Annotated in this window: 15 protein-coding genes and 1 pseudogene; 11 read left to right on the forward strand and 5 right to left on the reverse strand. The window is 42.7% G+C overall.

The genetic code is table 11. The annotated features are described in order from the left end of the window. Positions 1–73: 73 nt before the first annotated feature. The gene (locus tag QVP40_RS04750; RefSeq protein ID WP_022067340.1) at positions 74–1,258 is read right to left on the reverse strand and encodes an MFS transporter; all 1,185 of its coding nucleotides are present in this window, start codon (positions 1,256–1,258) and stop codon (positions 74–76) included. Between the two features lie 144 nt (positions 1,259–1,402). Between QVP40_RS04750 and QVP40_RS04755 the strand changes: the two genes are divergently transcribed. The 4 genes from QVP40_RS04755 (at position 1,403) to QVP40_RS04770 (ending at position 4,591) form a co-directional block, all read left to right on the forward strand. Continuing rightward, complete coding sequence (locus tag QVP40_RS04755) at positions 1,403–2,305, forward strand: AraC family transcriptional regulator (RefSeq protein WP_022067341.1); 903 nt, start codon at positions 1,403–1,405, stop codon at positions 2,303–2,305. Between the two features lie 54 nt (positions 2,306–2,359). Continuing rightward, positions 2,360–3,271 carry a helix-turn-helix transcriptional regulator gene (locus QVP40_RS04760; RefSeq protein ID WP_022067342.1) on the forward strand — a complete coding sequence of 304 codons (912 nt, stop codon included), beginning with the start codon at positions 2,360–2,362 and terminating at the stop codon, positions 3,269–3,271. Positions 3,272–3,273: 2 nt separating this feature from the next. After that, the gene (locus tag QVP40_RS04765; protein WP_022067343.1) at positions 3,274–3,918 is read left to right on the forward strand and encodes a GyrI-like domain-containing protein; all 645 of its coding nucleotides are present in this window, start codon (positions 3,274–3,276) and stop codon (positions 3,916–3,918) included. A 211-nt stretch (positions 3,919–4,129) separates the two neighbouring features. Then, positions 4,130–4,591, forward strand: a complete 462-nt coding sequence (locus QVP40_RS04770) for a helix-turn-helix transcriptional regulator (protein ID WP_022067344.1) — start codon at positions 4,130–4,132, stop codon at positions 4,589–4,591. Between the two features lie 308 nt (positions 4,592–4,899). On the opposite strand, the pseudogene QVP40_RS04775 reads toward QVP40_RS04770, so the two are convergent. Together QVP40_RS04775 and QVP40_RS04780 are read right to left on the reverse strand one after the other, a co-directional pair. Beyond that, positions 4,900–6,059 (reverse strand): annotated as a pseudogene (locus QVP40_RS04775) (IS91 family transposase). Further along, positions 6,052–6,927: a tyrosine-type recombinase/integrase gene (locus QVP40_RS04780; RefSeq protein ID WP_022067347.1), complete on the reverse strand. Its 876-nt coding sequence runs from the start codon at positions 6,925–6,927 to the stop codon at positions 6,052–6,054. Before QVP40_RS04780 ends, QVP40_RS04775 begins: the two are co-directional and overlap by 8 nt. Positions 6,928–7,266: 339 nt before the next feature. On the opposite strand from QVP40_RS04780, the gene QVP40_RS04785 reads away from it, so the two are divergent. From QVP40_RS04785 to QVP40_RS04810, 6 genes are all read left to right on the forward strand, one after another. Then, entirely contained in the window at positions 7,267–7,560 is a 294-nt protein-coding gene (locus QVP40_RS04785) for a nucleotidyltransferase family protein (protein WP_022067348.1), read from the forward strand. Next, entirely contained in the window at positions 7,547–7,951 is a 405-nt protein-coding gene (locus QVP40_RS04790) for an HI0074 family nucleotidyltransferase substrate-binding subunit (protein ID WP_022067349.1), read from the forward strand. The genes QVP40_RS04785 and QVP40_RS04790 overlap by 14 nt, the downstream gene beginning before the upstream one ends. Positions 7,952–7,986: 35 nt before the next feature. Then, a complete protein-coding gene (locus tag QVP40_RS04795) occupies positions 7,987–8,568 on the forward strand; it encodes a GNAT family N-acetyltransferase (protein ID WP_022067350.1) in 582 nt (193 codons plus the stop codon). Between the two features lie 54 nt (positions 8,569–8,622). Beyond that, the gene (locus tag QVP40_RS04800) at positions 8,623–11,850 is read left to right on the forward strand and encodes a UvrD-helicase domain-containing protein (RefSeq protein WP_022067351.1); all 3,228 of its coding nucleotides are present in this window, start codon (positions 8,623–8,625) and stop codon (positions 11,848–11,850) included. 48 nt (positions 11,851–11,898) lie between these two features. Beyond that, complete coding sequence (gene larE / locus QVP40_RS04805) at positions 11,899–12,651, forward strand: ATP-dependent sacrificial sulfur transferase LarE (protein ID WP_022067352.1); 753 nt, start codon at positions 11,899–11,901, stop codon at positions 12,649–12,651. A 121-nt stretch (positions 12,652–12,772) separates the two neighbouring features. Further along, positions 12,773–13,303, forward strand: a complete 531-nt coding sequence (locus tag QVP40_RS04810; RefSeq protein WP_022067353.1) for a nitroreductase — start codon at positions 12,773–12,775, stop codon at positions 13,301–13,303. 34 nt (positions 13,304–13,337) lie between these two features. Here QVP40_RS04810 and QVP40_RS04815 read toward each other — a convergent pair whose 3' ends face one another. Continuing rightward, entirely contained in the window at positions 13,338–13,643 is a 306-nt protein-coding gene (locus QVP40_RS04815) for a hypothetical protein (RefSeq protein WP_022067354.1), read from the reverse strand. 358 nt (positions 13,644–14,001) lie between these two features. Between QVP40_RS04815 and QVP40_RS04820 the strand changes: the two genes are divergently transcribed. Further along, positions 14,002–14,970: an AraC family transcriptional regulator gene (locus QVP40_RS04820; RefSeq protein WP_022067355.1), complete on the forward strand. Its 969-nt coding sequence runs from the start codon at positions 14,002–14,004 to the stop codon at positions 14,968–14,970. 54 nt (positions 14,971–15,024) lie between these two features. On the opposite strand, the gene QVP40_RS04825 is transcribed toward QVP40_RS04820, so the two are convergent. Further along, the gene (locus tag QVP40_RS04825; protein WP_022067356.1) at positions 15,025–16,779 is read right to left on the reverse strand and encodes an Rqc2 family fibronectin-binding protein; all 1,755 of its coding nucleotides are present in this window, start codon (positions 16,777–16,779) and stop codon (positions 15,025–15,027) included. Between the last annotated feature and the right edge of the window lie 246 nt (positions 16,780–17,025).

The following is a 17,025-nucleotide window of genomic DNA, read 5'->3' on the forward strand; positions in this document are numbered from 1 at the left end:
AGCCTCTGCAATTGCTTCAATCGGCACCTGCTCTTCAAGAACAGAAACATTTTCAACGCTTTTATAGAATTTTTTAATGCAATTTCTGTTTTTTTGTCCTGCTGAAGATAAAGAGCATGATCAATAAGGCTGTTGGAAAAATAAGACCAATACCCATGCCTGCGCGGATATTGTTTCCTGTATTTTGTGTTACACGCCCCACGATTGCCGGTCCGATGCTGCCGCCCAGATCGCCTGCCATGGCAAGCAGCGCAAACATGGCAGTTCCTCCCGTGGGGAATTTTTGTGAGGAAATGCTGATGGTTCCGGGCCACATAATTCCAACAGAAAAACCACAGATAATGCAGCCCACAAGTCCTGTAAATGGTGAGGAGGACATGGAAGTGAGAAGGTAGCAGATCACGCACAGAATACCAGATCCTATCATAAATTTCATAAGATCTATCTTATCTCCATATTTTCCAAAAATGATACGGCTGATGCCCATTGTAACCGCAAACATGCAGGGACCTGCCAGATCTCCGGCTGCTTTTGACAATCCCAAAGCAGCTTCTGCGTAAGCGGAAGCCCACTGTGCCATGGCAAGTTCTGAAGCGCCGGAGCAGATCATCAGACAAACTGCAATCCAGAATATAGGCTTTTGGAACAGTTTTTTTATTCCCATTCCTCCCCCTTCCTCTACCAGATGTTCGATAGGGCAGGTGGCAAAATTATAGATATTGACAGCAGGGATAAGGGCCCATAATACGGCCAGCCATTTCCAGTTATCCATTCCAAATACCATAAAAAACAAGGTGGAAATTAATATTGTCCCAACAGACCCCCAGCAATAAAAGGAGTGCAGCAGGCTCATGGTAGCTTCTTTGTTTTCAAAGGGACAGGCTTCCACAATAGGACTGCAGAGCACTTCGATAAGACCGCTTCCAATTGCGTATATGATCACGCTGCACATGATTCCAATAAAGGGATTGGGCAGGAGGTCCGGCAGAAATGCCAGCCCTACAAGTCCGGCAGCAGCGCATATTTCAGAGGTTACAATACAGGTACGATATCCGATTCTGTCTACATATTTTGCGCAGAATGCATCTACCAGAAGCTGAGTAAAGAAAAAGCATGTAGAGATCAGGGCGATATTTCCAAGAGAAATATCATAGTCATGGTGGAATTTTAAGAACAACAACGGAGCAAAATTAGCAGTAATTGCCTGTGTGATAAAGCCCAGATAACAGGCAAGCTTTGTCTTTTGATAGTTTGGCATAGCAGCTTCCTTCCTTTTCCTGAATGTTGCATCAAATTTTTCTGCATTTTGGATTATATAATACAAAAGCAGGGGTTTCATTGATTTATATCTGATATTTATTGTATAATATCGTAAAACAGATCATGGAGGAATGATGATAGTATGGCATCTGATCAGCCTTTCAGCAAGATTGTCACAGATGAAAATTTAATGGAAACTGCTCAGCATGGCAGCAGAAATTATCCCTTTGCTTTTTATTATGAGGATTTATCTTTATTTGACTTTAACTGCGTGGAATGGCACTGGCACATGGAATTAGAATTTGTGTATATGGAGTCCGGGACCATGACTTTCTGGATTGGAGAAAAACAGTTTATTTTGTCCCAAGGAGACGGATTATTTATTAACTCCAAAATCCTGCACCGCTTTTATTCATCTGACGGCGCAGTGATTCCGAATTTTTTGTGTATGCCTTCTTTTATTGCTGTGCAGGACAGTCTTATTTATAATAAATATATTTTGCCTGTGATTTCATCTTCTCTGGAATTTCAGATTTTTAAAAGAGAGATTGACTGGCAGGCCAAAGCTCTAGAGATCATAAAACAGATCACTGCAGTTCAGGAAGATAAAGCCTTCTGTGAGCTTGCAACATCGTCCCTGGTTCAAAAGCTCTGGCTGGAGATATATGAAAATGCAGATATGAATAATGAAAAAGACAAGGTAAACGCTGCCGTTTCTTTTCAGGCGAGACTGCAGATCATGATGCAGTATATCCATGAAAATTATACTCATGATATCTCACTGGATGATATTGCCTGTTATGCAGGAATCAGTAAAAGCACAGTATTAAATCTTTTTCGTAAATATCTGCATATTACCCCCATTGATTATCTGATTCATTACCGGCTGAAGGAGGCTGCGCTTCTGCTTGTGAAAACCGAGAAAAAAATCGCTACGATATCAGATGAAGCAGGATTCCATAACGTGGATTATTTTTGCAGATTATTTAAAAAGCATTACTGTCTGACGCCGACACAATACCGGAAAAAGAAAGCCTTATTTTAAATATGACATACCGGTGTCATGTTTGGAGTGCTATATTAAAGGAGAGGGCAGAATATGAAGATTGAACGGCTCATTGGAATTTTGTCTGTTTTACTGCAGAAGGACATGGTGACTGCGGCTGATCTGGCTGATATGTTTGAGGTATCCAGGCGGACGATCCAAAGGGATATTGAAGATCTGTGCAGGGCAGGAATTCCCTTAATGACCAGACAGGGAACAGGCGGCGGTATTTCTATTATGGAAAATTACCGAATGGATCGGACTGTTTTTACAGCAAAAGAGTTGAAGGATATTCTGACTGGTATTCACAGTCTTGACAGCATTCACAGAACAAACAAATACGGACAATTGATGGAAAAAGTCTGTGCAGGTTCTTCGGATTTTGTGACAGGAGATCAGAATATCCTTATTGATTTGTCTTCCTGGCATAAAAAGTCTTTGATCCCTAAAATTGAAATTTTACGTACAGCAATTGAACAATGCAGAATCGTGAAATTCTTGTATTTTTCTCCGGAAAAAAGAACCAGAAGAAGGATTGAACCTTATTATCTGATTTTTCGCTGGTCCAGCTGGTATGTGTGGGGCTGGTGCTGTAAATGTAATGAAAGCCGGCTTTTTAAGCTGAACAGAATGGAAGAACTGGAATTAACAGAAAATATTTTTGAAAAGCGTAAGGTATCTTTACCTGATTTTGATTATGAAAACATGTTCCCCGGAAAATTTCCAATAAAGGCAGTTTTTTCAGGGAAATGCAGATGGAGACTGGCAGAAGAGTATGGAAAGGACAGTTTTCAGGAGCAGAAGGATGGAACGCTTTTGTTTTACTGGACATTTTCAGATAAAAATCATCTGATCAGCTGGCTTCTGACCTTTGGAGCCGATGTAAAAGTTCTGGAACCCTCAGAAATCAAAGAAGAGATTAAAACAGTAGTGGAACAAATAAGGAGAAATTATCAGGAGGAATAGAAATGGCATTTGATTATAAAAAAGAGTATAAAGAGTTTTATCTTCCACCAAAAAATCCGGGAATCGTTGAAATACCGGAAATGAATTATGTGGCAGTTCGGGGAACCGGGGATCCTAATGAGGAAAATGGAGAATACAAAAAAGCAATAGGACTTCTTTATGGAATTTCTTTTACGATTAAGATGAGTTACAAAGGTCCTTACAGCATTGAAGGATATTTTTCCTATGTTGTACCGCCACTGGAAGGACTCTGGTGGCAGGAGGGCAGCCGGGAATGTATTGACTATGGGCACAAGGATGCCTTTCAGTGGATTGCCATGATACGTCTCCCGGATTTTGTAAAAAAAGGTGATTTTGAGTGGGCAGTAAAGGAGGCATCTGCTAAAAAGAAAATGGATTTTTCCAAAGTGGAATTTTTTACTTATGAAGAGGGAATCTGTGTACAGTGTATGCACACGGGCAGCTACGATAGTGAAATGGAAACCATTCAGAAAATGAAAAAATATGCCAGTGATCAGGGGTATGAACCAGATTATTCCCACCGTTTCCATCATGAAATTTACCTGAGCGATCCCCGCCGGACAGCAGTGGAAAAACTGCGTACAGTTATCCGAAATCCGGTCAGAAAAATAAATGACAGAAGATAAAAATAATCGTTTCAGAATGGTACAACAGGCTACAGGAGAAAGAGGAATGGATCAGCCAAAAAAAGAATGTAATATTTACCACCAGGGTAATGATATATACTGGATGGGAAAATTACAGCCTGTTACCAGATTGGAAACATGAAAAATCCATACAAATACTTTCCTTTTTCTGGCTAATGCTATAGTATACAGAAAAAAAGAGGAGTACAGCATGGCATTAAGTGAAAATATTAAGAAATTACGGGAAGAGAAGAAATTTACGCAGCAGCAGCTTGCAGACAGGCTTTACGTGTCGAGGCAGACAGTTTGCAGATGGGAAAATGGTTCCAGATGTCCGGATCTGATTACTGCAAAGCAGCTGGCTACGGAACTGGATGTAAGTCTGGATGAACTGATTTCTGATGAAGAGGTAAAGGATTACCAGAAAAATTATGGAATATGGAAATCGGAGAAAGTAAAATCCAGGAGGAAGCTTCAGGAGCTTCGGAAGAAAACATTATCTTTTATAGAAATTATGGGGGCGTTATTTCTGACAGCGACAATATTTTTTCGTGTTCAGATGCATCAAAAAGTACCGGCATGGTGTACGATTGTTTGTTTTTGTGTTGTACTGGGGGCTGTTGTGTTGAATGTTGTGATTTCTCGGAAACTGAGAAAGATAGAAGACCTTTGAGGATTGTAATTCCTGAGACAGATGATATAATTCATTAGGAAAGTATCAGATTCAGAGTTGACAAAAAGAGCAGTTCTGCAATAAATCGGAACTGCTCTGAATGTGATTCTTTCATATTGTACCCAGTCGCGGTATTTTAGCCAGTTCTTATATGGGGATTGTATTGTTCCCAGATGGCCAAAATCGTCGAAGATGATGAGAAATCAGCTGAAAACACGCTGATTTTTGTGATGTAAAACATTGCAGGACATACTTTCAAAGCCTCCCGTTGGCAGGCTTTTTCAAAACAATATAAGAAGTCAGGATAATCAGGATGGTGCATAACACCTTCCCAGCTGTTTCATGGAACTATGTCCACAATCCGGGCAGATAGAAATATCAAAGTCCCACACAGCCTTTAAAAGCTCAGACATGGACATCTCTGTAAACCGTCTTTTAAAACGCTGGTGTCCCTGCAGAGTAAAAATGAGTTTCAGATTTTTTCTCTTCATCCGGTTGGGTTGTTCAGGAAACCATAATAACGGATCTTCTGAAAACCGGATGGAAGCACATGCATCAGGTATCTCCGAATGAATTCTGTATGCTCCAGAGTGATCTGGCGCCTGGACTCGCCGGGCTTTTTTCCCCTGGCGGAGAATGTGACTTCCTTTTCCGTGACGGAAAGGATACGGTTGTTGGAGATGGCGATTTTATGGGTATACCGTCCAAGGTATTCGAGCGCATTGCCAAATCCGTTAAAAGTTTCTTTTATGTAAGGGCACCAGTCTTTGCCGTAAAGATTATTTTTGAACTCCTTCCACTCATAGGAATTCCGGAGTTTTTCACAGGAAGAAGAGAGAACGATCTGTCCTTTCCGGTACATGGAATCAAGCTGGGAAAGATATTTCCCTTTAAATTTATCCCGGAGTACCCCGACAGGAATGAAAAACTTGTTTTTTGACCTGCGTATCTTCTTGTCATATGTGAGGCCGCCACCAGAAACAATACAGTGCATATGTACATGGTAGCCGATCTCCTGGTTCCATGTATGGAGCACCTGTATGATGCCAGGTGTCGCACCGAGATACTTCTTATCGTAAGATAATTCAAGAAGTGTTTCGGCACAGCATCTGTGAAAAAGCCCGTACAGAAGCTTCTGGTTACAATAAATAAGCGGGTTTAACTCATGGGGCAGGGTGAAGACCACATGAAAATACGGTGCATCAATGACTTCCTCCCGGCGTTTATCCACCCATATTTCTTTTAAGACAGCCTGGCAGTTTGGGCAGTTCCGGTTACGGCAGGAATTATTGTGGAATTCCGTATGGCCGCACTCGGTACATTGGCAGGCATTGGCTCCGAGAGCGCCGGATTTACAACGCATGACAGCGTGGGAGACTTTTTTCTGGATGTCAGAAACAGGGTGCCCAGAAGAAAGAAAAGAGTCAAAAGAACACTGCCAGATCTTCTGGATTTTGAGATCACTCATAAAACCCACCTGCCATTCTGTCAAAAGGATTGGAAGAAGCCATCAGAGCATTTGATGCCAGATGTACGTATATAACCGTGGAAGAAACAGACCGGTGTCCCATGAGCGCTTTCAAAGTGAGCAGGTCGGTTCCGTCTTCATAATGGTAGGTGGCAAAAGCATGGCGGAATGTGTGACAGGTAAAACGGTGCTCCCATCCGAGTTCTTTTTCGTGTGCAAGGATAAAGCTGGGGATACGCTGGTGATCGATGGGTCTGTCCGGTTTTTTCTTCTGTGGAAAGAGCCAGTCTTTCGGCCGGGAACCAGCCGGAAATGAATACCAGTACCGGAGGATGAGTTCCCAGACGTTATCAGAAAGAGGCACGTAACGGTCAGAGCGGTTCTTGGAAGCACGTATATGAATACGTTTTCTGGAATGTTCAATGTCAGAGCATTTCAGATGACGTACCTCGCCCACCCGCAGCCCGGAAGAAAACATAAGGCAGAGTATGGCCTTAAACTTTATGTCAGAAATGGAAAACAGGAATGTTTTCATTTCTTCACGTGAAGGGATAAAAGGGGTATAAGAGTCAAATTTTCTGAAAGGGAGCTGATAGGGGTCCCAGGGCTTATGGAGGACATAAAGTGTAAAAAATCTCAGCTGTGAGATGCAGGCATTTATCGTACGGTCAGAAAGATTTCTTGTGTTCTGGACCCAAAAGATAAAGTCCCGCATCTGCTGCCATGATGCATCTTCCGGTGCAGTGGGGCCGTTGTCGGAAAGGTACTGCAGATAAGCGGAGATATAGGTAGAATACGAAGCAATGGTGTGGTCAGTAAGACCGCGCAGGGAGACCATCTCCCTGAAAGAAGATAAATATTTGTCCATAAGGAACCTCCTGTAAATGAAATAAGATTGATTTAGAGTCAGGATATTTCAAAACAGGCGGTGGACGGATAAAAAAGTAAAATATGTACTTGTTGAGTTTAAAAATCCATGATAACATAAGCATAGCAGTTTTTTTGTATTGTTTTAGGTTGTCTTGTGGTGATTCAACAATAAAACATATATAAAAAAACTGCTACTTTTATTTTGAGGAAAACTGATTTCTTTGAAAAAAGTAATAGAACCACGTACTTAGGACTAGCCGTCGCGCTAGCGACTTGGTACAATAAAAAAAGAAAGTTTCAGGGAAGAGATAGAGAAATAATTGATATGGAGAATTATATGCAGACAACGGGAATTAAACAGACAGTGATACAGGAAATCCAGGAGTTAGCAGTGAAACATGGTGTTTCCAGAGTGATTTTGTTTGGTTCAAGAGCAAGAGGTACTTTTAGAGAGAAAAGCGACATTGATCTTGCTGTGGAAGGTGGAGATTTTATAAGGTTTTCACTGGATGTAGATGAAAATACCTCAACTTTATTGAAATATGATTTCATCAATCTGGATGAGCCTATCCAGGAGGAACTTCGCGCATCGATTCAAAAAGAGGGGAAGCTGTTGTATGAAAAAATTTGATCATTTTAAATCAAATCTTAAAATATTGGAGAAGGCAGATAAAGAAGATTTGACAAATGAATTTATTTTAGGTGGAATTATTGATAAATTTTTTATTCAGTTTGAATTGGGATGGAAAGTTTTAAAAGAATTATTAACGTATGAGGGACAAGCTGTTGCTGCAAGTGGCTCTCCAAGAATGATTCTAAAAGCAGCCTTTACAATTTATGATTTTTTGGAGGAAGAGCTTTGGTTGAATATGTTAAAAGCGAGAAATGATATGACACATATTTACGATTTTTCAGCAGCAAAAAGAATGGTAGAAATTATATTAAAAGATTATATTCCAGCTTTTCAGAGGATGAAAGAAGAAATAGAAGATATTTATGGAAATGAGCTTGATAAAATGTAAAAATATTGTCATATAGCTGCAAAAAGGAGAAATCTATGATTATTGATATCATTGAATATCAGCTTAAGGATGGAAGAACCGCACGAATCCGCAGTCCAAAAGATGAAGATATTCAGGAGATGCTGGATTTTCTGTATGTTTCAGCTGGAGAGACAGACTTTCTTATGCGTTGTCCGGAGGAATGCGGCAGATACACACCAGAAAGTGAAAAACAGCGTTTTGACAGGGTAAATAAAGCGGACAATGAAACCATGCTCCTTTGTTTTGTGGAGGGTAAGCTTGCCGGAAGCGGACAGACTATGTGGAGCAAACGGGTAAAAATCAGGCATCGGGCCAGTATAGCTGTTACCGTGCTGCGTCAATTCTGGAGTCAGGGAATTGCAGCAAGGCTGATGCAGGAACTGATAAAAATTGCAGAGAAAAATCCGGATATTCTGCAGACAGAACTGGAATTTGTAGAGGGGAATACCCGGGCCAGAGCCTTATATGAAAAAATGGGATTTCGAATTACCGGGGTCAAGCCGGATGCAATCCGGCTGAAAGATGGAGCTTTATTAAATGAATATTCAATGGTGCGGAAAATAAAAAGGCAGCCTTCTGCTTTATCGAAAACCTGATTTTTTGAAGAGAACTGTGCTGTAATTAAAATAAAAAAGAAAGCAGGTGGGGTTTTGAAGGGAATTGCAGATCTGCACATCCATTCCCGGTATTCCCGGGCGACAAGTAAGCAGGGAACGCCGGAGTATCTGGATCTGTGGGCAAGAAAGAAAGGAATCTCCATAGTTGGAACAGGAGACTTTACCCATCCGGAATGGCGGAAAGAGCTGGAAGAAAAGCTTGTTCCGGCAGAGGATGGGTTCTATTGTTTAAAAGAGGATTCTGTTCTGGAAGAGAGCAGAGAGTATGAAGGAGAGGCTCCCAGATTTGTACTTTCCGGTGAGATCAGCTCTATTTATAAAAAGAACGGAAAAGTCCGAAAAGTACATAATGTAATTCTTCTGCCGGGTCTTGAGGACGCAGAAAAGCTTTCGAAAAAGCTGGAAACCATAGGAAATATCCATTCGGACGGCAGACCGATCCTGGGCCTTGACAGCCATGATCTTCTGGAAATTATGCTGGAAATCTGTCCGGATGGAATTCTGATCCCGGCTCATATCTGGACGCCTCACTTTTCGCTTTTTGGCGCATTTTCCGGATTTGATACGATGGAAGAATGTTTTGAGGATCTGACCCCTTATATACATGCGGTGGAAACCGGTCTGTCCTCTGACCCGCCGATGAACTGGCGGCTTTCGGCGCTGGATCGCTTTCAGCTTATTTCCAATTCAGATGCTCATTCTCCGTCAAAGCTTGGAAGAGAGGCGAATCTTCTTGATATTGAAATGAGCTATCAGGGACTTTATAAAGCGATTCAGAAGGGCGAAGGCCTGGAAGGAACCATTGAATTTTTTCCTGAGGAAGGAAAGTATCATTTTGACGGGCACAGGAAATGCCATCTCTGCCTTACTCCGAAGGAGGCTGAGGCTTATGGTGGAATCTGCCCTGTCTGTGGAAAAAAGATCACCATTGGAGTGGATCACAGAGTGATGCAGCTTTCAGACAGGGAAGATGGAGAAGCCCGGAAAAATAAAAAGCCTTATGAAAATCTTGTGCCTTTGCCGGAAGTGATCGCAGCATCCACAGGCAAATCCTCCGGCAGCAAAAGGGTGCAGGAACAGTATGAAAATATGCTGAAAAAGCTTGGATCTGAGTTTGATATTCTGAGGAAGATTCCGGTGGAAGAAATCAGGAAAGAGGAGGGCTATCTTGTCTCTGAGGGTATCCGGAGATTAAGAACCGGACAGGTGAAAAGAAGCCCCGGATTTGACGGGGAATATGGTACCATCAGTCTTTTTGATCCGGAAGAAATCGAAAATCCCAATGGACAGATGTCGTTTTTTAATGAGTGGGAAAGAGAAAAGGAACCAGGCATTCAGGCAGTGGATTCCTGTATCTCAGGAGGATTGACTCAGAAAAAAACGGAAGAGCTTTCCGGGCTGTCTGTGGAAGACAGAGAAGAGAGCGTTGCTGAGAAACAGAAGGAAACCATTCAGCAGTTAAATGAAAAGCAGAAACAGGCGGTCGAAACAATCGCTCGCAGAATTGCTGTTGCAGCAGGCCCGGGAACCGGAAAAACAAAGACGCTGATTTCGCGGATTCTGTATTTACTGGAAGAGAGAAAGGTAAGTCCGGGAGAGATTACAGCAGTAACTTTTACCAATCAGGCGGCAAGAGAACTGAAGGAACGACTGGAAAAACAGCTTGGTTCCAGACGGAGTGTAAATCGCATGCATATCGGAACATTTCATTCTCTTTGTCTGGATTTTCTGAAAAAACAGGGAAAAGAATTCTTTATAGCGGACCCTTCTGTGCTTTCAGAAACAGCCCGGGAGATATGTAAAGAGTATGGACTTTCCATAACGCCGTCGCAGTTTTTGAACAAAGTTTCTGTACACAAGACAGGAGCATTTTTTAATGAAGATCCGGAATTATGGGAAGAACTTCTGGAAGTATATCAGAAAAGATTAAAAGAAGAAAACTGCTGTGATTTCGATGATCTTCTGTTGGAAACGCTGAAGGCTTTTCGGGAAATACACAGTCCCGGAAACAGAAAAAAACAGCCCTGTGAGCGATGTTTTTCCTATCTGATGGTAGACGAATTTCAGGATATTAATCCTGTTCAGTATGACCTGATCCGTGAGTGGAATAAAAAGGGAAAAGAGCTTTTTGTGATCGGAGATCCGGATCAGTCTATTTACGGATTCCGTGGTTCCGATTCCGGATGTTTTCTTAAAATGAAAGAGGAATTTCCGGAAACCTGTATGATCTCTCTGGAAAATAATTATCGCAGTACCGGAAATATTCTCAATGGCGCCCTGGCTGTGATCCGGAATAATCCCGGCATGGAGCGCTGTCTGAAACCGTGGAAAGAGACCGGCTTACCTGTACAGATTGCAGAGGCTTCATCCAAAAGATCAGAAGCCATTTTTGTGGCAAAAGAGGTGAGTCGTCTGGTTGGCGGTATGGATATGCTGGAGGCTCAGGAGCATTTTTTAAAAGAAGGTATGACCGGAAAAAGAAGCTTTCGGGATATTGCGGTTTTATACCGGACCCATCATCAGGCGCGGATTCTGGAAAAATGTTTCCAACAGGAGGGCATTCCCTATATTGTCAGTGGCAGGGGAGAGTTTCTGGAGGATCCGCTGGTACAGGGCAGTATCAGTTTTTTCTGTTCTCTGGCAGAACCGGATAATCCTTATTATAAAAAGGATGCCTTGAAAAAGCTGTGGGATCTGGAAGAAAATGAGATCAGCGGAAGTATTTATGAAGAGTTAAAAGCCAAATATCAGGACAGATGGAAAAGGGAAAAGCCCAAAAAATTCATGCAGAGCTGGATAAAAGACCTGGAACAGGAGGGAAATCCAAAGCTTCAGAATCTGGCAGATATGGCTGTTTTTTATCCGGATATCAGAGCGTTTCTGGATGCGGTTCTTCTGGGAGAAGAGGGGGATCTGAAGCGCTGCGGAGGAAGAAGTATTTCAGGAGATGCGGTATCTTTGATGACCTTACACGCATCTAAGGGCCTTGAATTTCCTGTGGTGTTTATGTTTGGAATGGAAAAGGGAGAAATTCCTCTGGAAAGGGAGGAAAATCCCGCAGATATCCAGGAGGAACGGCGGCTGTTTTATGTTGGAATGACCCGTGCCAGAGAAGAACTGTTTCTTACCTGCGCTCAGGAACCGTCCTCATTTCTGGATGAAATTCCTGAAACATACACGCAGCGGAAAACAGTTGGAAAGCAGAAAAAGGCGCAGACCTATGAACAGCTCAGTCTGTTTGATATGGCGCCTGAGAAATAATATTTTTCAGAAAACAGATATGAGATTTTAGCTGAAAGGGAAAACAGAATGGATTTAAAAGAATTTTTTCAGCAGAATCCAAGGGCTGCTCTTGGGTTTTCCGGTGGAGTGGATTCTGCTTTTCTGCTTGCCATGGCAGTAAAATACAAAGCTCAGGTACAGCCTTATTTTATTAAAACAGCTTTTCAGCCGGAGTTTGAGCTGCATGATGCCAGAGAGCTTACCCGGCGTCTTGGTGTGGAGCTTACAGTGATTGAACACGATATTCTGAGCAGCCGGCAGGTGGCGGAAAACCCGGAGAACAGATGCTATTACTGCAAAAAAACACTGTTTGGACTTTTAAAGGAAAAAGCTTTGAAGGATGGTTATACCATGCTTCTGGATGGAACAAATGCTTCCGATGATTCTTCGGACCGGCCGGGAATGCAGGCGATCCGTGAGCTTGAGGTTCGTTCACCTCTTCGGGAATGCGGACTGACAAAAACAGAGATACGAAGGCTTTCCAGAGAGGAAGGGCTTTTTACCTGGAACAAGCCTTCCTATGCCTGCCTGGCAACAAGAATACCTGCGGGCACTGTGCTTACAGAACCGGGGCTTCAAAAAATCGAAAAGGCTGAAGATAAGCTGTTCTGCCTTGGATTTACGGATTTTCGCATCCGGCTTTTTCATGGGGCAGCGCGTATTCAGCTTCCGGCAGAGCAGATGGCAAAAATGACAGAAATGCGGGAAGAGATCTACAGGAAACTGAAGCCATACTTTAAGGCAGTTCTTCTGGATCTGGAAACACGGAAGTCGGTTTGAGAAAATAGATAAGGATCTATAAATGAGCAAATAAAAAATCGAGTAAAACAGTTTTTTATTTGCCGCTGCGTAATGTACATACACAGGGAAGAAATTAAACAGGATTAAGGAGGAGCAGAAAATGAGTCAGTTAAATGAAACGCTGGAGCTGATGCAGACAAGAAGAAGTGTTCGTGATTTTAAACCGGATATGGTTCCGGAGGACATTCTGGATAAAATTATAGAAGCGGGGCTTTGGGCAGCCAATGGAAGGAACCGCCAGTCTCCGATTATTATCAAGGTTACAGATAAGAGTGTCCGTGACAGATTGTCCCGGTTAAATGCGGAAATTATGGGAACGGATTCCGATCCCTTTTATGGCGCGCCGGCAGTGCTGATCGTCCTTGCAGATAAAAACGCCCCCACATATCTTTATGACGGAAGCCTTGTAATGGGCAACCTTATGCTGGCTGCCCATTCTCTTGGAATCGGAAGCTGCTGGATCCACCGGGCAAAAGAAGAATTCGATGGTCCGGTGGGAAAGGAGCTCCTCAAAGAACTGGGAATTGAGGGGGACTATGAGGGAATCGGTCATTGTGTGCTGGGATATGTAAATGGAGAATATCCGGAAACAAAAGCCCGGAAGGAGAACCGAGTGTATTTCATAGACTGAAATGACTGGTCCGGCTGACCGGTTTTGTGAGATTTTATTCAGTCCTCAGCTGATCTGCATAGGTATGCTCAGTCAGTTCAGAAAGTACTGCGATTTTTTTATTAATGATCGGGCGCATACAGTTTGGCACATGCTCCTGGTGCGCCCGGTGTATGGCAACGCATTCCTTGCAGTTGCCGTGATATCTGCAGGCTTTTGTGCAGGAGCAGTGATCCTTGTGGGCATACTCTGTGCGAAAAGCAGAGGCAAATTCTTCCTGGATTTTAAGGCCTTCTTTTCGATTGCCCAGATGAAATTCTTTCATAGCTCTTTTTTCTGTTTCATTATTGTCGATAATCATGATTTTCCTCCGTTTTTGTGAAGTTTTGTTTTACAGGCTTGAGATGAGTGTCAGGAAACGAATATTTTTGACCGGATGCTGTTTGCAGTGATATCGCAACTTGGTCAAAATCTGTTTCAAATCATCTTTGGTGACGGCGTTTTGCTCTGTATGTCCCGGGATTTGGACATTTCCGTGAGAACACCTTACAGGACGGTACTGTGTAAACAGTAACCCCCTGGCTGTTACAATGTCATAATATCACGATGTTTTATTGAAACATACCATAATAAAAGGTAAAATATATATGAAAATCACCAAACAATGAGAATATTGCCAGTGGAAATCGTAATATATTTTTTCTGTAAGGAGAAACGCCATGGAGACAATTAAGGATAATACCCCAATATATTCCCATAACCCCTATCACAGTACCAAATTCCCCCTTCTTGTACTTGACGTCAGCAAAAAAGTCTGCAAACCTTTTAACGAGGGATTTCAGATGCTGCACTGGCATGAGGAAATACAGTTTGTGGCAGTGCAAAAAGGCGTGGTACATTTTAAGATATGGGAAAAGGAATATGAGCTTTCAGAGGGAAGCTGTATGTTTATTAACTGCAATGTTCTGCATCATATTTCAGAAAAACAGGATTGCAGCTATCACAGCTTTCTTATCCCGCCTAAAATGCTGGGATTTTTTAAGGGAAGTGCCATGGAAGAGCAGGAGGTTGATACAATTATCAAAAATCCTGCGGTCACAAATATGATTTTTCTGGCACGGGAACAAAAAGACAAAAAGGTTCTTAAAGCCATGAATCAGCTGGATGACCTTTATTTTTGTAAAACCAGGCCTGCTCATTGGGAATATGCGCTATCTCTTTGTATCTGCAGGCTGTGGCTGGAAGCAACAGAGAGAATCATGGAGTTTTATGGCTGCGGAAAAGCCTTCGGATATGGTGACGGCGGAAACCCAAACAGAATACTTCCGGCAGTCCTTCAAAAAGATCATGAGCGTGTCCAGAAGCTTCTGAATTTTGTCCATGAAAATTACAGAAACGGGATTAATCTGGAAGAGATTTCCAGGGCGGGAAATGTCAGCATCACAGAATGTCTCAGATGCTTTAAAAGGTATACGGGAGAGTCTCCTTATCAGTATCTTCAGAAATACAGGCTTCAGGCGGGAGCTTCCCTTTTGGAAACAACCGGGGACAGTGTAACTGAAATTGCTCTTCGGGTGCATTTTCCATCGGCCAGCGCATTTATAGCTGCTTTTCGGAAAGCCTACGGCATTACGCCAAAAAAATTCAGGGAGAGTAAGCAGATAAAATCTCCTTCCCTCCCTGGCTGATAAAAATTTCCGGGCTTTTATGGTGTCCCGTAACGGTCTGGAATTGTTCTCAGCTTATTGCTGTGAAGCTTCTTTTATTTCCGAGATATCCGGCTGGGCCATAAGGGAATAGTTGGTGTAATAAACCACAAATCCCGGTTTGGCTCCTGCCGGTTTTTTTACATGCTTTTTCTGGATATAATCAATTTCCACCTTAGGGGCAGTGCGGCCTTTGGAGTAATAGGCAGCCAGACGTCCGGCTTCTTCAAACGTGCGGTCAGGCAGTTCTCCGTCAGGGGTTTTAACAATCACATGGGAGCCTGCCATTTTTTTTGCGTGGAACCACCAGTCATTTCCGGATGCCTGTTTAAAGGTCAGCTCATCATTCTGGAAATTGTTTTTTCCTACAAAGATATCAAAGCCGTCACTGGAAACATAGTGGAAGGGCTTTGATTTTTCCTGCATTTTTTTGCCTTTTTTGGAAGAATAATGTTTTTTGATAAAACCGTATTCTGTCAGCTCCTCCTTGATCTGACTGAGATCGCTTTCGGCCCGGGCAATGTCCAGGGCATTGGAGATGGACTCCAGATGTTCGATTTCAGATTCTGTTTCTGCAATCTGACCGGTAAGAGCTTCTTCCGTACGTTTCAGCTTGGTGTACCGGTCGAAGTATTTTTTTGCATTTTCTCCCGGAGTAAGGGTGGGATCAAGAGGGATGGTAACCTCTTCGTTTGTATAATAATTCAGGGCCTTAAAGGACTTGCAGCCTTCCTCCAGACCGTATCCGTAGGTATTGATCAGCTCGCCGTAGATCCTGTATTTTTCCTTTTTGGCAGTATCCTTCATCTGTTTTGTCTGAAGGGCATACTTCTTTCGGTTTCTTTCAAGGGCAGTCTGAACGATCCGGCGAAGGTCAGAAGATTTCTGGCGGATACGGTTCAGGGTATCTCTGGAAGAATAGTAGGTGGACAGCATGGAAGATACGGTTTCAAATTCCACGCTGTGATATTCCGGTCCGAACTGGGTCAGAGGAAGAACGGCATATTCTACCGGTTCATTTCCGCGATAAATGATATTTGGAGTAAAATCCCCTTCCTGTATCTGCTCCATCAGTCTTTTGAATGTATGATACAGATGGACGCAGGCGGTTTCATCCAGAGAGAGGGCAGGGTCATTGCCGTCAATGGATGCGCGATAACAGATTTCCTCTGCAATAAGAGGACTTAAACCCGTAAGGGAAGAATAGAGCGCCCTGGAAATATTGCAGGGTTTTTTGCATACTGCACTGATAAATTCTTCCTCGTTAATAGTAAGGGGATCTGTCTTTTCCTGAGTCTGGGGAAGAAAATACTGCCGGCCCGGAAGAACCTCTCTCACAGAGCTCATGTGAGAGGACACATGCTTGATGCTGTCAAGGACCATTCTGTTTTCATCGCAGAAAATAATGTTGCTGTGTTTGCCCATAAGCTCCATGATAAGAATTTTTTTACAGGGATCTCCCATTTCATTTAGATGCTCCAGCTCAAATTCCACCACTCGCTCCATTCCCGGCTGTTTTATAGAAGCGATTTTTGCGCTGCCGATATGTTTGCGCAGAAGCATGCAGAAATTGGGCGCAGTAAGGGGGCTGGGCTTGTTTTTATCAATAAAATAAATCAGCGGAAGAGAGGCGTTTGCAGATAAAAGCAGTCTGCACTGTCCCTGGCCGCCTTTTGCCGTGATCAGAAGCGCGTCTGATTCCGGCTGGGCGATCTTATTAAAACGTCCGCCGTCAAGATATTTATGTAATTCCTGAACCATTGCTGCAATGGTAATTCCGTCAAAAGCCATAATGAGTACTCCTTTTTTCTTTCTGGCTACAGTATAGCATGTCTGTGAGAATTCCGCAAAAGAATATGTATGGTAATTTGCCGGGCTGACAGTCGCAGAAGTTATTTTGTTACCGTTTACACGGTACTGTTCCGTAACCGGAATGAACAGGAACTTTTTGATCAGATACAGAAAAAACAGTTTGACTACCCTCTTTAGATGCTCTATAATAAATCTGTATGTAAACATATATTATGTCTACGTACA

This window comes from Blautia sp. CAG:257 (genome assembly GCF_000433815.1).
In the GTDB taxonomy this organism is placed as follows: Bacteria; Bacillota; Clostridia; order Lachnospirales; family Lachnospiraceae; genus Blautia_A; species Blautia_A caecimuris.

Excerpts from the sequence above, each read along its gene's own strand:
- QVP40_RS04785 (WP_022067348.1), top strand. The coding sequence starts at position 7,267 with ATGCAGACAACGGGAATTAAACAGACAGTGATACAGGAAATCCAGGAG.
- QVP40_RS04755 (WP_022067341.1), top strand. The coding sequence starts at position 1,403 with ATGGCATCTGATCAGCCTTTCAGCAAGATTGTCACAGATGAAAATTTA.
- QVP40_RS04790 (WP_022067349.1), top strand. The coding sequence starts at position 7,547 with ATGAAAAAATTTGATCATTTTAAATCAAATCTTAAAATATTGGAGAAG.
- larE (WP_022067352.1), top strand. The coding sequence starts at position 11,899 with ATGGATTTAAAAGAATTTTTTCAGCAGAATCCAAGGGCTGCTCTTGGG.
- QVP40_RS04780 (WP_022067347.1), bottom strand. The coding sequence starts at position 6,927 with ATGGACAAATATTTATCTTCTTTCAGGGAGATGGTCTCCCTGCGCGGT.
- QVP40_RS04770 (WP_022067344.1), top strand. The coding sequence starts at position 4,130 with ATGGCATTAAGTGAAAATATTAAGAAATTACGGGAAGAGAAGAAATTT.
- QVP40_RS04825 (WP_022067356.1), bottom strand. The coding sequence starts at position 16,779 with ATGGCTTTTGACGGAATTACCATTGCAGCAATGGTTCAGGAATTACAT.
- QVP40_RS04760 (WP_022067342.1), top strand. The coding sequence starts at position 2,360 with ATGAAGATTGAACGGCTCATTGGAATTTTGTCTGTTTTACTGCAGAAG.
- QVP40_RS04750 (WP_022067340.1), bottom strand. The coding sequence starts at position 1,258 with ATGCCAAACTATCAAAAGACAAAGCTTGCCTGTTATCTGGGCTTTATC.
- QVP40_RS04765 (WP_022067343.1), top strand. The coding sequence starts at position 3,274 with ATGGCATTTGATTATAAAAAAGAGTATAAAGAGTTTTATCTTCCACCA.
- QVP40_RS04820 (WP_022067355.1), top strand. The coding sequence starts at position 14,002 with ATGGAGACAATTAAGGATAATACCCCAATATATTCCCATAACCCCTAT.
- QVP40_RS04815 (WP_022067354.1), bottom strand. The coding sequence starts at position 13,643 with ATGATTATCGACAATAATGAAACAGAAAAAAGAGCTATGAAAGAATTT.
- QVP40_RS04795 (WP_022067350.1), top strand. The coding sequence starts at position 7,987 with ATGATTATTGATATCATTGAATATCAGCTTAAGGATGGAAGAACCGCA.
- QVP40_RS04810 (WP_022067353.1), top strand. The coding sequence starts at position 12,773 with ATGAGTCAGTTAAATGAAACGCTGGAGCTGATGCAGACAAGAAGAAGT.